The organism is Vibrio sp. QJM3NY_21 (genome assembly GCF_057785975.1).
The window spans coordinates 1,152,737-1,167,027 of the sequence record NZ_CM173513.1 but is presented as its reverse complement, the minus strand read 5'-3'; the positions used below and the strand labels follow the sequence as shown (position 1 = coordinate 1,167,027).

Here is a 14,291-nt window from a genome sequence, read left to right as displayed (position 1 = left end):
GACCTTTAAGCTTTGGTATCAGCAGCTACCTGCTTTGATTGCTTATTGAGTTGTTTCTTCAAACGATGAATTCTCAGTTGAGATCGCATGTGCATATTGCCGAAGACTAACCAAGCAAGACCAAAACCTGAAACAAAGACAACACCTAATAAGCTTGATAGGTGGAAATCACCTTGCGCTAGCAGATAGTTGAAATTCACACTTGTTTGGTTTTGAGAGCCTAAAGCCAGTGCAATTAGGAAAAGTGCGATAACGGCGACTATTTTTATAATTTTCATAGTTCATCACTCATTGGTTAGTTAGCTGTACGATTATGCAGGAAAATTACTAATCAGACCACCATATTATGGTCATAAAAAAGCGGCATACATTATAGTATGCCGCTTTTCTTAATTCCGATAAGTAGTCTACAGTCCTGAGTTTACTCGTTCGCGTAGCTCTTTACCTGGTTTAAAGTGAGGAACGTATTTGCCTTCCAACTCAACCTTGTCACCAGTTTTAGGATTACGTCCAACACGAGGTTCACGGAAATGCAGAGAAAAACTGCCAAAACCGCGAATTTCGATTCGATCACCACTTTCTAGTGTTGAAGCCATGTGCTCTAAAATGTCTTTTACAGCGTCTTCAATTTCTTTTGCAGAAAGGTGCGTTTGCTCAGCGCACAGTCTTTCAATCAATTCAGACTTAGTCATAGTTACCCTCGTTGGTTTTCTTTTTAGAAATTATAGACCTATCGGAAAAATAAGCAAAAAAAAAGGAGCCTTGCGGCTCCTTTCTTGGCTATATAGCTATAATTCTCTTAATGAGAAGCTATTATTCGCCTTTAGCAGCTTTGAATGCGTCTGCCATTGCGTTACCGAACGCGCCTTCATCAGACTTGTTCAGTGAAGCCATTGCTTCTTGCTCATCAGCTTCATCTTTAGCTTTGATAGATAGGTTGATTACGCGGTTCTTACGGTCTACACCAGTGAACTTCGCTTCAACGCTGTCGCCAACGCTTAGGATTAGAGATGCATCTTCGATACGGTCACGAGAAACTTCAGAAGCGCGTAGGTAACCCTCAACGCCTTCGATTAGCTCGATAGTAGCGCCTTTCGCGTCAACTGCAGTTACAGTACCGTTTACAAGAACACCTTTCTTGTTGTCAGCAACGTATGCGTTGAACGGGTCGTTTTCCATTTGCTTAACGCCAAGAGAAATACGCTCACGCTCTGCATCTACTGCTAGAACAACAGCAGAGATTTCGTCGCCTTTCTTGTATTCACGTACAGCTTCTTCGCCGGCAGCGTTCCAAGAAATGTCAGATAGGTGTACAAGACCGTCGATACCGCCTTCTAGACCGATGAAGATACCAAAGTCAGTGATAGACTTGATCTTACCAGTAACTTTGTCGCCCTTAGCTTGCATTTCTGCAAATGACTGCCATGGGTTAGCTTTACACTGTTTCAGACCTAGAGAGATACGACGACGTTCTTCGTCGATATCAAGAACCATAACCTCAACTTCGTCGCCAACATTAACAACTTTAGAAGGGTGGATGTTCTTGTTAGTCCAATCCATTTCAGAAACGTGTACTAGACCTTCAACGCCTTCTTCGATTTCAACGAAGCAGCCGTAGTCAGTTAGGTTCGTAACACGACCAGAAAGTTTGTGACCTTCTGGGTAACGCTTAGCGATTGCTACCCATGGATCTTCGCCAAGTTGCTTAAGACCTAGTGAAACACGAGTGCGCTCACGATCGAACTTAAGAACTTTAACTAGGATTTCGTCACCAACGTTAACGATCTCTGATGGGTGCTTAACACGCTTCCAAGCCATATCTGTGATATGTAGAAGACCGTCAACACCGCCAAGATCAACGAATGCACCGTAGTCAGTAAGGTTCTTAACGATACCTTTAACTTCAGTACCTTCTTGTAGAGTTTCAAGAAGTTCGTCACGCTCAACACTGTTTTCAGATTCGATAACAGCACGACGAGAAACAACAACGTTGTTACGCTTCTGGTCTAGCTTGATTACTTTGAACTCTAGCTCTTTGTTTTCTAGGTGAGCAGTGTCACGGATAGGACGTACGTCTACTAGAGAACCAGGAAGGAAAGCACGGATACCGTTAAGTTCAACAGTGAAACCGCCTTTAACTTTACCGTTGATGATACCAACAACAGTTTCAGCTTCTTCACAAGCTTTCTCAAGTACGATCCAAGCTTCATGACGCTTAGCTTTCTCACGAGAAAGTTGAGTCTCACCGAAACCATCTTCAACAGCGTCTAGAGCTACGTCTACTTCAGCACCAACTTCAACTTCAAGTTCGCCAGCAGCGTTCTTGAATTGTTCAGCAGGGATAGCAGATTCAGACTTAAGACCAGCATCTACAAGAACGAAACCGTTCTCGATAGCTACTACAGTACCTTTAACGATGCTGCCTTGTTGGAATTCAGTTTCAGATAGAAACTCTTCAAAGAGTTGAGCAAAAGATTCAGTCATTATTTAATCTTCAATAATTAAACGTCCATGGGTATCCTACCGCATGGGGTTGATAAATTCGCCGGTCATCATCCTTGCGACCAACGTTCGTACTAGCTCGGCGAAATTACCCAGCCAGTTTCGATTCAATATAGTGTAGTGCTTTTTCTACTACCTGCTCAATATTCATTGAGGTGGAATCAAGCACTAGAGCATCCTCTGCAGGGCGAAGTGGCGCCACTGGACGATTACGATCTCGGTCGTCTCGCTCTTGGATCTCGCTCAAAAGGTCGTCAAATTTAACATCTAACCCCTTCTGTTGCAACTGTTTAAGGCGGCGACTCGCACGCTCTTCAGCACTTGCATCTAAAAATATTTTCGCTCCAGCTTCAGGAAACACAACCGTTCCCATGTCACGGCCATCAGCAACCAAACCAGGTGCCGCGCTGAATGCGCGTTGACGACGAAGCAGTGCTTCACGAACGCGAGGTAAAGCTGCTACTTTTGAAGCTGCCATGCCGGTTTCTTCTTTGCGAAGTTCACCAGACACATCTTCACCTTCTAGGATAACCTTAACTAAGTCGCCTTCAGCAATAAACTGCACGTCTAAGTGTGTCGCAAGCGGTACTAAAGCATCTTCTGATTCAGTATCCACACCATGGTGAATTGCCGCTAAAGCCAATACGCGATAGATCGCGCCTGAGTCTAGAAGATGAAAGCCTAGCTTATCTGCTAGCAACATACACAGGGTACCTTTACCTGCACCACTTGGTCCATCAACCGTAATCACTGGGCTTTGAGAAGGCATCTTTTACTCCACGTTTTGTCGTAAGTTTTATTCTGTACTAGCGATTCGCCACTACTTTATAGGCGGCATATTATAGAGAAAAATTGGAAGTCGAGCGAGGTAAATCTCAGATAATTCCGAGTTGATGATGCATAAACCAATGCAACCAGCCCAATATCCGTTTGCTTAGGTCAATAAGACACGCACGCGCTTTTCGATAGCGCACTTTTCGATAGATAGAAAAAAGCCTTGCAACTAGCAAGGCTCATGAATTTGCATTTTGTAGAGCAAAGAAGAAGTAGCTCCAAGAAGCTTAGCCAATAATAGCTCGAACCGCTTCTAGGTCTTCAGGCGTATCAACACCAGCAGCAGGCGCCTCTTCTGCAACTGCCACATGGATTTTTTCACCATACCAAAGTACACGTAACTGCTCTAGGCACTCAATACGCTCAAGTGTACTTGGTTCCCAATTGATGTAGGTATTGATAAAACCCGCACGGTAAGCGTAGATGCCAATGTGACGAAGCAGTGGAGATTCCGCTGCTGTACCGTTGTTCGCGTAAGCATCGCGATCCCAAGGAATAGTAGCTCGGCTAAAGTACAGGGCATACCCATCTTTGTCCGTCACAACTTTTACGGCGTTAGGATTAAACACTTCATCAGCATGAGTGATTTCCACACCCAATGTTGCCATTGGTGCTGTGCTGTTCGCGAGGTTATTTGCTACCTGATTAATGATTGAAGGCGGAATAAGTGGCTCGTCCCCCTGAACATTCACGATAATATGGTCATCAGGAATGTTCATCGCTTTAATCACTTCAGCTAGACGTTCGGTACCGGACTCATGATTCGGTGATGTCATACAAACGGTCGCGCCAAATGCTTTAGCCGCTTTTTCAACTCGAGCGTCGTCGGTAGCGATAATAACGTTATCGGCACCCGCTTTCATTGACTGTTCGTATACCCATTGAATCATCGGCTTTCCACCAATGTCAGCAAGCGGCTTCCCAGGTAAACGGCTCGATTGGTATCTCGCAGGTATAACAACCGTATAAGACATTACTTACCCTCATCCATTGAAACGGTGCGAGCTTCAGGTTCTAAAAGAACAGGAATACCCTCTTTAATTGGGTAAGCAAGGCGATCAATTTTACAAACAAGCTCTTGCTTATCCTTGTCAAAAGTTAGTTTACCTTTACATACAGGGCAAGCAACGATCTCAAGCAAACGGTGATCCATAGTATTCCATAACCTCTTTTATTCTTTTTAAAATTTGCTGTTGCGAATCTTCATCAAACTGCGCAGATACTGGAAGATACCACCAGTTGTCTTGAGCATATTCTTCGCATTTTACAGCGTCTTTTTCTGTCATAATCATATTCATGCCTTTCTTTGCTAAGGCATAAAGTTCATCTTTATCGAAATCTTGATGGTCGGCGAAGCCCTGTGTGAAAACCACATCACCATCAAGATCTTCCAATGTTTTAAAAAAGCGTGGCGGATGACCAATACCAGCAAAAGCGACCAACTTCTGTAGTTCTGCTACCGATATTTTCTGACCAGTCTTTAGGTTAACGGCTTGGCTTGGTCGCAAAGACATAGAGAATTCCCGCCCCTGCGCTTCACCGCCATTGTTAACCAAAAAGTCTACGTCATCTAAACGAGATATAGGCTCTCTTAGCGGGCCTAAAGGAATTAGGCATTCGCTACCAAAGCGTCTTGCACCGTCGATAACCGCAAATTCAATATCACGTTCAAGTGCATAATGCTGAAGGCCATCATCCGTGATGATGACATCAACCCCTTCGCTCAACAAAGCCTTTACCGCGTTTGCACGCACAGGATCGACTGCGACAGGTGCACCAGTTCGCTTTAGAATTAAACGAGGTTCATCGCCAGAGTGTTCAGCAGGCGTGTTTTTATCCAATACTAACGGGTAGCTTGGCGCTTTTGCCCCATAACCTCGAGAAACCACTCCAGGTTTAAAGCCGTTAGCTTGAAGCACCTCAACTAACCAAATCACAACCGGTGTTTTACCATTGCCACCAGCGGTAATATTACCAACAACAATTACTGGTAAGGGCGGACGGTAGGTCTCTTTTTTACCGGATAGATAGGCGTCACGTCTTTGACCGCTGATCATTTTGAAAAGCAGACTCAATGGCCACAGTAGCGGCCAAAGAAGGTATTTTAACGGATGATTGTTAAACCAAATCTTTTCGATCACAACAAGACCTAATCTTATCCGCTGAACTGAATTCGGTGTAGTTGCGCATAAGCGCCATCATGCGCAATTAGCTCCGCGTGTGCACCTCTTTCTACAATACGACCATCATCAACCACTAAGATCTCATCGGCTTGTTCAATAGTAGAGAGTCGGTGCGCGATAACCAATACTGTCTTGTCCTTTTGCAGCTCTTCTAACGCAGATTGGATCGCTCTCTCTGATTCAGTATCCAAAGCCGATGTAGCTTCATCAAGAATCAATACTGGAGCCTCTCTTAACAACGCTCTTGCAATAGCGATACGTTGTCTTTGGCCGCCAGATAGGCTTGCCCCATTCTCACCAACAATCGTATCAATGCCGTTTTCCATGCCTTCGATAAATTCAGTAGCATGAGCAAGCTTAGCCGCGTGTTCGATCTGCTCGCGAGAATATTTAGCTTCTGCTGCGTAAGCAATGTTGTTGGCTACCGTATCGTTAAACAGGTGTACATTTTGAGAAACAAGCGCAAAGTGCTCACGTAGGTTCCTCAATTCGTAATCACGAATGTCGTGGCCATCAAGTTCGATAGAGCCTGAGTCTACATCATAAAAACGAGTAAACAGGTTCGCAATAGTACTCTTGCCCGAACCTGATCGGCCGACAAGTGCAACGGTCTTGCCTTTCGGTATATTAAAACTGACCTTATCAAGCGCTGGTTTCTCAGCACCTTGGTAAGTAAATGTCACATCTTTTACCGCAACTTCACCATTTACGGTTTCAGGTTTCAGCGTACCCTTGTTTTGCTCAGTATCTAAGTCCATTAAACCAAATAGAGTGGTACTCGCCGCCATACCTCGTTGGAATTCCGAAGTTACATTGGTTAACGCTTTTAGTGGACGTAGTAAGCCAAACATCGCGGAGAACACAACGGTAAACGTACCTGCTGTTAGCTCAGCTTTAATTGAATCAACACTCGCGAGATAAAGAACAACAACAATCGCGATAGAGGCAATCATCTGAATAATTGGGTTAGCGGCAGCTTGAGCCGTCACCAGCTTCATGCTTTGTTGGCGCATCTGGTTGCTAACCGTATCAAAACGGCCTCTTTCTAGCTCTTGACCACCGTAAGTTAGAACCACTTTATGACCTTTCAGCATTTGTTCTGCTGAAGAAGCAACATGTCCCATGCTGGTTTGCATGTTCTTAGAAATTTTTCTGAATCGCTTTGATACAATACTAATTGCCCAAGCAACAAAAGGAGCGACAGCAAATAGAACTAAAGACAACTGCCAGCTATTCCAGAACATCAGCGTCAACAAGCCAATGATGCTGGCACCTTCACGCACAATACTGACCAAAGCCTTACTGGTTGCTGCAGAAACTTGTTCTGAATCGTAAGTAATGCGAGATAGCAGTGCGCCCGTCTGCTCTTTATCAAAGAAAGATACCGGCATGTGCATAAAGTGACTGAATATTTTACGACGAATCTCCATCACCACGTTGCCAGAGACCCAACTCAAGCAGTAGGTTGAGACGAAGCCACTCACACCACGAATGAACATCATGGCAAAAATAATAATAGGGAGAGTGCGTAAAAAATCAGACTCAGCGTTACCAAAGCCTTCATCAAGTAAAGGCTTTAGTAAGGAAATCATATAGGTATCAGAGACGGCATTTATAATAAGCGCAATAACCGCAACACCAAGGCCGGCCTTATACAGTCGAATATAAGTCCAAAGTCTTTTAAATGTGACCCAGGTAGTTTCATCTGTTTGTGTTGACATAGAATCGCTTAATTTTCTCACAATAATCTATCTATTCTACTCCCTTACGAAGCATCTGCCTATACCACTGCCTGCCTTGTTGTTCTCTAATCGTATGATATTTCCAACCTTCCTTACTGATAGTGATGGTTATTTGTCCGCTTTCTCCGGTATCAAGCCAAGCACTACCCGTTTCATGATAACGTTCAATCACAGATTTGCTGGGCATTCCCCACTGATTACCTTTGGCCAAAGAAGCAATTGCTAGCTGAGGTGAAACTGCCTCAATGAACGGCTTAATCGACGACGAATTACTACCATGATGCGGGACAAGCATCACGTCGCTCTTGAGCCGCTGACCTTCACGAGCAAGTAGCCACTCACTTACCCGTTCAATATCACCAGTTAGCAACATCGAGAACTCAGAATTGGGCTCAAAAATCCTGACCACACACGAATGTGGGTTGTACGCCCTCTTTACTCTTTGAGGTGGCCATAAAACCTCAAACTCTAGACCCTGCCAGTTCCACACCTCTCCAAAAGTACATGTTTGGATATTCGACTGAACTTGAACAGTAGATTTTGTTTGTTGATTGATGTTCTGACTGGCTCTTATCCACTTAGGATTGTAGTTTTTAAGTAACGCCGGATAGCCACCAGCATGGTCAGAATCGAAATGACTCACTATCACACCTTCCACCTCATGAACTCCTCTCTGACTCAAGGAGGGAATCAGCAAGGATTCAACAATCGAACCTCCCTGCCACGCGTTGCCGAGATCGTAAACAACGACCTGATTGTTCTTTTCCAAAACTAAAGACAACCCATGCCCTACATCCAAGATATCGATTGTTAATTTGTTTTGCTGCTTACCGAACTCCCACCACAATACAAACACTGCAATGACCAATATTGATAGTGTTCGTTTGAGATATCGACTGACGAACCCGAAAAATAAGATGAGGAATACAGACAACGCCATACTGTGATTATCAACTTGAATCCAAAATCGTTCAGAGAAAGGAAGGCTAAATACGAGAGGATCAAGCGACAAGTCGACCAACATCCATAGCTGTTCAGAAAAACCATGACTTAACGCTGTTAAACTAATCACCTCCGGCACTGACTCCAATATTAAGCTAAGTAACATCGCAAGAAACAGTAGCGGGATCGTCACCATTGATACCCAAGGCAAAAGGATCAAGTTGTAGAGAACAGAGACTAGACTCACCCCTTTAAAAAACAGTATCGAAAAGGGAGCAATAAGAAATGTCAGCATCAGCTGAATCTTGATGAGCTGCCGCCATCGATCGATAAGAGTGGCATTTGAAGATGATGGCCGACTATTCAAGGCGATATAAATAACGGCACCCAACGCACCAAAGGATAGCCAAAAGCTACTCGACAATGCTGAAAACGGCCAAATCAGCAGAACCACGCACAGGCTTAAGACGACATACCGAAGCACACTAATATTTTGCCCACGCCACAAGAAATAGCTCGCGATAATACACATCACTAAAGCTCTCAAGGTTGGCAGCGTGAATCCGGCAAACCAACTGTAGAAATAGGCTAAGCCGAGACCGAATATTGTGGGAAACCAAAGAAATGAAGGTGAGAGTAACCTGAATATCTTTCCTACCTGATAGCCGATACCAAAGGCAATCCCAATATGTAGCCCCGAGATAGCCATCAAGTGAATCAAACCACTGCTTTTAAGCAAATCCCAACGCTGAGGATGGATAAGGTCTCGATAACCAAAACTCAAAGCCATAATGAGGTCTTGATTTGCTAACTCACTTAACCTTTCAAGACGGTTTTCAAACCAATGAGACCGCATGTTAGTATTGGTGTGAATTCGATATTTGGTATCGGCCCTGTAAGTTGCATTGGCAACCACACCGGTGCTAAACAAATACTTTTCTAGATCAAAGCCTGCTTCATTAAGTTTACCCCACACTGGTTTTATTGAGACAGATAAATAGACATCATCCCCGAGCGTCAACTTAAAAGGAGTAAACAAACGCAATTTTATCAATTGGGGAAAGATTAATTTTTCGCCGCCAATTGATCTGGCTACTATTACGCTTTCAAAACCGTGGCTATTTTCACTAAAAAGGCTAACAACCGAAGCATTTATGGTAGTATTCTGCCCTGATTGGAATAAGCGACTCGTTTGTATTTCAATCGCATTCCCTAGGCAGATAACTAGTATCAATGCTGTTGCTAGACCTCTTGCTCTCCGGAAAACGCTATACTTTGTTGATGCTAGCAGTAACAACAGCATCAATGGTGCCCAAACCCAATGTGGCATCACAGGCCAGAAGCTGGCAGACACAACTGTCGCAGCAAATGAAATCAAGAACCAAGTGTTAAACAAGAGAGTAGCTTCCTCCTATGCCAAGAAAGTTTATCAAACGATTTATGCCTGACCATGAGCTAATCAAACGTCAGAAAGCATTGAAAGTTTTTGGCAATGTTTTGTACAACCCCAACTTATGGTGCCTTAATCGTCGCTCTGCGGCTGGTGCGTTCGCTGTTGGGTTATTCATGGCGTTTGTCCCTTTACCAAGTCAAATGATTATGTCTGCAGGTCTTGCGGTCGCATGTGGTGTTAACCTACCACTGTCTGTCGCACTGGTTTGGATCAGTAATCCTGTGACTATGCCGGTGCTGTTCTACTTTGCTTATAAAGTAGGCGCGTTTGTGATGCATGTGCCGCCTCAAGCCTTTCATTTCGAACTGTCTTGGGATTTCATCTTGGCGCAAATGAGCACCATAGGACCTCCGTTCCTGCTGGGTTGTCTGATTTGTGGTGTGGTTTCTGCAATGGTTGGCTACTTTGGTATTCGCGGGTTATGGCGTTACTCAGTAGTAAGAAGCTGGAAGAAGCGACAAGCAAGGTACTGAACGACCGTACCCTGTTATTCAATCTATCCTTGTATGCGCTTCACTTAAAACGTACACAAGTTAAAATCAGATGAGCCACTGAACTCTGCAAGATTGACATGTAACGAAAGTCGTAAAGAACACGAATTGAATTCAATAAAAAAGGATCCCATCAGGGATCCTTTTTTTGTTTATGCCGTTAGTCTATCGCGCAACGTGACGTTTACTTAGCGCATTACTTCGAAAATCACTTCGAGCTAAGCACCGAGGCCGGGTTTAGCTTAGCCGCTCGTGAGGCTGGATACCATGTAGCCAGTAAGCTCAACACAATCGCGGTACCGGAAACCACAACAACATCCGTCATATCAAGTTGTGATGGCAAGAAGTCGACAAAGTAGATATCACCGGACAAAAACTGGTGATCGACCAACTTTTCGAGCCCTTTGATAAGCGTAGTGAGATTAAGCGCCACCAAGACACCTATCGCACTCCCGACTAAGCTGCCTAACACACCCGAGAATACGCCCTGCCAAACAAAGATGCGTTTAACAAGGCCGTCTGATGCGCCCATGGTTCTTAAGATCGCGATCTCCGATGCTCTGTCTTTTACTGCCATCATTAAGGTCGAGACAATATTGAAACAAGCAACACCAATAACCAGTACCATCACCAGATACATAATGGTGCGAACCAACTGAATATCTCGGTACAAGAAGCCAAACTTCTGTTGCCAGCTTCGTAGATACACATACACATCAAGCTGGTTACCCACTTCACGCACAATAGAGTTCGCGTTCAGCACATCGGTCACTTTTAAAGAAACTCCAGTTACTGCCTCGCCTAGGTTTGCATAAGCTTGAGCATCGCCAATCGGGATTAGCGCCAAGCTGTGGTCTATCTGGCCATTAAGCGTCAACAAACCGACCACTTTAACGCGTACACGCTTCGGTGCTTGCACCTTCACTGAACCATTAACAGTGGGAATCATCAAAGTCAGATAGTCACCGACTTTCGCGCCAAGCACATTCGCCACACCAGAACCCAAAATGATCTGTTGTTGCCCAGCTTTAAATTCACTCCAAGCTTGTTTGTCTATGAAACTAGAAAGGCTAGATACCTGCTTCTCAAGTTGAGGATCAACGCCTCTGACTTCAATCGCTTTTAGCTCTTTGCCCTTTTCAGCAAGCGCAGTAATTTTGACATAAGGCGCAGCCGCGACGACTTTGTCATTTTTCACCGATTGCTCAATCACATGCTCCCAGCGAGTAACTGGTTCATTGACACCCTCGAATTCACCATGTGGAATAACGGAAAGTACACGCGACTCAAGCTCTCGCTCAAAGCCATTCATCGCAGACAAACCAATGATGATCACGGCCACACCAACGGCAATACCGATCGTCGAAGACAAAGAGATGAACGACACCATTTTGTCTCGTTGTTTCGCTCGGCTAAATCGGCCACCGATCAATAGAGATAAAGAAGAAAACACCTAGCTCTCCTCTTTTTCTACGTTAACCAGCAAACCGTCTTGCATGTGAAGCTGGCGATCCATCTTACCTGCAAGTTCACCATCGTGAGTCACAACCAAAAAGGCGGTATCGTACTCACGGTTTAGTTCACGCATTAAATCGTAAATAGACAGTGCTGTATTGTGGTCTAGGTTACCAGTCGGTTCATCCGCCAACACTAGCGCAGGCTTGTTCACCAATGCACGAGCAATTGCCACTCGTTGCCTCTCACCACCTGAAAGTTCTGAAGGTCGGTGGTCAACACGATGACTTAATCCAACTTTATCCAACAGACTTTGTGCTTCTTGTTTTGCTTTCGCTGGTTTTTCACCGCCAATAAGCAGAGGCATCGCTACGTTTTCTAACGCTGAGAAATCAGAAAGAAGATGATGAAATTGATAAACAAAACCAAGATGCTGATTACGAAGCTTGGCCTGCTTATTCGAGCTCAAAGATGCTAAGTCTTGCCCGAGAAAGCTCACGCTGCCGTCAGACGCATCATCCAATGCCCCTAAAATATGCAATAACGTACTCTTACCGGAACCAGAGGTACCAATGATAGCGACTAGCTCACCCTTTTCGACTTCAAAGCTGACCCCCTTGAGAACCTCAGTATCTAACGAGCCTTCACGGTACGTTTTACGGATATCATTACATTGAAGAAAATTACTCATAACGAAGGGCCTCAGCAGGTTTCACAGAAGATGCACGATAAGAAGGAAATACAGTCGCAACAAGGCTAAGTGCAATAGCCAAAACCACAACAACCGCAATTTGGATTGGGTTAATCAATATTGGCAGTTGTCCACCAAATGAGAACAGAGCAACACCCATCGCCTCTAAAATAGTATTGAGGTTCGAAGCTAAGATCACGCCAAGAATGCCGCCAGATAAGGCGCCGATCACACCGCTACTTGCACCTTGAACCATGAAGATACCCATGACTTGGCCATCACGCATGCCTTGTGTTTTTAAGATAGCGACTTCGGATTGCTTCTCCATCACCACCATGATCAGCGCAGAAATAATATTAAACGCCGCAACACCGATAATCAGCCCCAGCATCAAGCCCATCATATTTTTTTCCATACGAACAGCTTGGAAAAGCTCGCCACGCTGGTCACGCCAATCACTCCACACCCAACCTTCCGGTAAAGGGGTGTTCGATAAATCTGCGACTTCAAATGGGTCATCAAAAAACAGTCTCCAGCCTGAAATCGTATCAGACTTATAACGCATCAAACGTCCTGCATCTTGAATGTGTGTGACCATCAACTGAGCATCAATATCCGAACCCGTATTAAAAATACCGGCTACGGTGAAATTTCGCTGGCTAGGTATGCGACCTAGTGGTGTGTATTGACTGGCACTGGTGACCATTAAGCGAACTTTGTCCCCTATAGACACTTTCAAGTTTCTTGCCAAGGTATGACCAAGGAAAAGCTGATACTGACCGGCTTGGAGTGAAGACAGTCTGCCAGCAATTAAATGATTCTGGAGGGGGTCATCGGAATTGGGCTCAATACCGATTAACAGGCCCGCAGATAACTGAGCAGGGCTTTGAATCACCGCTTCACTGCGAACAATAGGTTCAACGTGGCCATTGAGCGACATTTGCTCCGCAAAGCTAGGCGCTTGAGCAGAAAGTGACGTTGTGCCTCCTTGCTCGTAAACAACGGCTTGAGGAAGCACACCAAGAATTCGGTCTTTTAACTGCGCTTCGAATCCATTCATTACCGATAAAACAGTAACCAAAGACAGCACACCAATGGTGATTCCGGCCGTCGACATATAAGAAACAAAACGGCTAAAGCGATCACCTGAACGACCTTTCAAATAACGCAGGCCAACAAACAATGAAATAGGATGAAACATACTTTGAACCATCTAAAGGAGATGCGGGTTAATGTAACGGGTATTGCCGTTACTGTGTAGGGGTTAATTGAAAATATAGAGTGAATTAACTCAATTAGTTAGGCTTGAAAAACAGAACCTTGTCAAATAGCCAACTTTCAAACAACTATTTGAGACTTTCAATTAACTGACCTTGATTACTGCGGCCACATAGCGATAATCAATAGATCACTTCAAGGAACTAACGCATGACAGAACAAGAGTTTTTCACCGTTCACCACAGCCTTACCGCTAATATTGAGCCTATGGACAGTAACTTCGCTTTACCTTCTCAGATTCAGTTCGAATCGGAGATCCCTGCCCCTTTTGTTGTGGCAAGTGAGTTTAGCCAATTGGACCTATTAGCCGACAGTGCTCGCAACGAACTGAAAAACAGCGACTTGAAGAATGTCATCAGTTTATTGGATGCACAGAACTCTAAATTAAACCTCTTGTTGAGCTTTATGTTGTCGCAACAAGATGATGAACAATTTCGTACCCACACGTATTCATTTGGCGCGAGTCAGTTCTCTTGTTTTTCCAAAACAGATATCGAAGCGGGTCGCTTAGTTAAAGCCAAGCTCTTTATCGAGCACCCTGCTGCTGCTATCTATTGCTACGCGGAAGTCTTCGCTAGCGAACCTAAAGACTCAGGCTTCGAAATCAAATTCAAATATGCTCATCTTCGTGATACTGACCAAGACTTGCTGATCAAGGCTGCACTTCATCAACAACAAAAGCTCTTACGTCAACGCTCTCTAGAACGAGATAACAAGTAA

The 14,291-nt window shown here is 44.5% G+C and carries 14 protein-coding genes; 2 read left to right on the top strand and 12 right to left on the bottom strand.

What is annotated here, in order from left to right:
- Positions 1-5 precede the first annotated feature (5 nt).
- The 9 genes from AC3CID_RS05310 to AC3CID_RS05270 all read right to left on the bottom strand — a co-directional run bounded on the left by AC3CID_RS05310 (position 6) and on the right by AC3CID_RS05270 (position 9,599).
- On the bottom strand, positions 6-278 hold the full coding sequence (locus AC3CID_RS05310; RefSeq protein ID WP_004734544.1) for a LapA family protein: 273 nt from the start codon (positions 276-278) through the stop codon (positions 6-8).
- A 129-nt stretch (positions 279-407) separates the two neighbouring features.
- A complete protein-coding gene (gene ihfB / locus AC3CID_RS05305; protein WP_017073307.1) occupies positions 408-692 on the bottom strand; it encodes an integration host factor subunit beta in 285 nt (94 codons plus the stop codon).
- Positions 693-813: 121 nt separating this feature from the next.
- Positions 814-2,484: a 30S ribosomal protein S1 gene (rpsA, locus tag AC3CID_RS05300; RefSeq protein WP_017057038.1), complete on the bottom strand. Its 1,671-nt coding sequence runs from the start codon at positions 2,482-2,484 to the stop codon at positions 814-816.
- 106 nt (positions 2,485-2,590) lie between these two features.
- A complete protein-coding gene (gene cmk, locus AC3CID_RS05295; protein WP_171314744.1) occupies positions 2,591-3,271 on the bottom strand; it encodes a (d)CMP kinase in 681 nt (226 codons plus the stop codon).
- 292 nt (positions 3,272-3,563) lie between these two features.
- Positions 3,564-4,310, bottom strand: a complete 747-nt coding sequence (kdsB, locus tag AC3CID_RS05290; RefSeq protein WP_054546669.1) for a 3-deoxy-manno-octulosonate cytidylyltransferase — start codon at positions 4,308-4,310, stop codon at positions 3,564-3,566.
- Complete coding sequence (locus AC3CID_RS05285; RefSeq protein ID WP_004736429.1) at positions 4,310-4,489, bottom strand: Trm112 family protein; 180 nt, start codon at positions 4,487-4,489, stop codon at positions 4,310-4,312. Before AC3CID_RS05285 ends, kdsB begins: the two co-directional genes overlap by 1 nt.
- A complete protein-coding gene (gene lpxK / locus AC3CID_RS05280; protein WP_488527043.1) occupies positions 4,470-5,477 on the bottom strand; it encodes a tetraacyldisaccharide 4'-kinase in 1,008 nt (335 codons plus the stop codon). The genes AC3CID_RS05285 and lpxK overlap by 20 nt, the downstream gene beginning before the upstream one ends.
- Positions 5,478-5,491: 14 nt before the next feature.
- On the bottom strand, positions 5,492-7,240 hold the full coding sequence (msbA, locus tag AC3CID_RS05275) for a lipid A ABC transporter ATP-binding protein/permease MsbA (protein WP_171314742.1): 1,749 nt from the start codon (positions 7,238-7,240) through the stop codon (positions 5,492-5,494).
- Between the two features lie 31 nt (positions 7,241-7,271).
- Positions 7,272-9,599 carry a DNA internalization-related competence protein ComEC/Rec2 gene (locus AC3CID_RS05270; protein WP_488527042.1) on the bottom strand — a complete coding sequence of 776 codons (2,328 nt, stop codon included), beginning with the start codon at positions 9,597-9,599 and terminating at the stop codon, positions 7,272-7,274.
- Between the two features lie 17 nt (positions 9,600-9,616).
- Between AC3CID_RS05270 and AC3CID_RS05265 the strand changes: the two genes are divergently transcribed.
- Positions 9,617-10,129, top strand: a complete 513-nt coding sequence (locus tag AC3CID_RS05265) for a DUF2062 domain-containing protein (RefSeq protein WP_017078948.1) — start codon at positions 9,617-9,619, stop codon at positions 10,127-10,129.
- Between the two features lie 226 nt (positions 10,130-10,355).
- Here AC3CID_RS05265 and lolE read toward each other — a convergent pair whose 3' ends face one another.
- The 3 genes from lolE to lolC are packed head-to-tail and all read right to left on the bottom strand — an operon-like array spanning position 10,356 to position 13,494.
- Positions 10,356-11,600, bottom strand: a complete 1,245-nt coding sequence (gene lolE / locus AC3CID_RS05260; protein ID WP_146457267.1) for a lipoprotein-releasing ABC transporter permease subunit LolE — start codon at positions 11,598-11,600, stop codon at positions 10,356-10,358.
- Positions 11,601-12,293, bottom strand: coding sequence for a lipoprotein-releasing ABC transporter ATP-binding protein LolD (gene lolD / locus AC3CID_RS05255; protein ID WP_488527041.1), 693 nt, complete (start codon positions 12,291-12,293; stop codon positions 11,601-11,603).
- On the bottom strand, positions 12,286-13,494 hold the full coding sequence (gene lolC, locus AC3CID_RS05250; RefSeq protein ID WP_488527040.1) for a lipoprotein-releasing ABC transporter permease subunit LolC: 1,209 nt from the start codon (positions 13,492-13,494) through the stop codon (positions 12,286-12,288). The genes lolD and lolC overlap by 8 nt, the downstream gene beginning before the upstream one ends.
- Before the next feature lie 227 nt (positions 13,495-13,721).
- On the opposite strand from lolC, the gene AC3CID_RS05245 reads away from it, so the two are divergent.
- Positions 13,722-14,291 carry a hypothetical protein gene (locus AC3CID_RS05245; protein ID WP_009847150.1) on the top strand — a complete coding sequence of 190 codons (570 nt, stop codon included), beginning with the start codon at positions 13,722-13,724 and terminating at the stop codon, positions 14,289-14,291.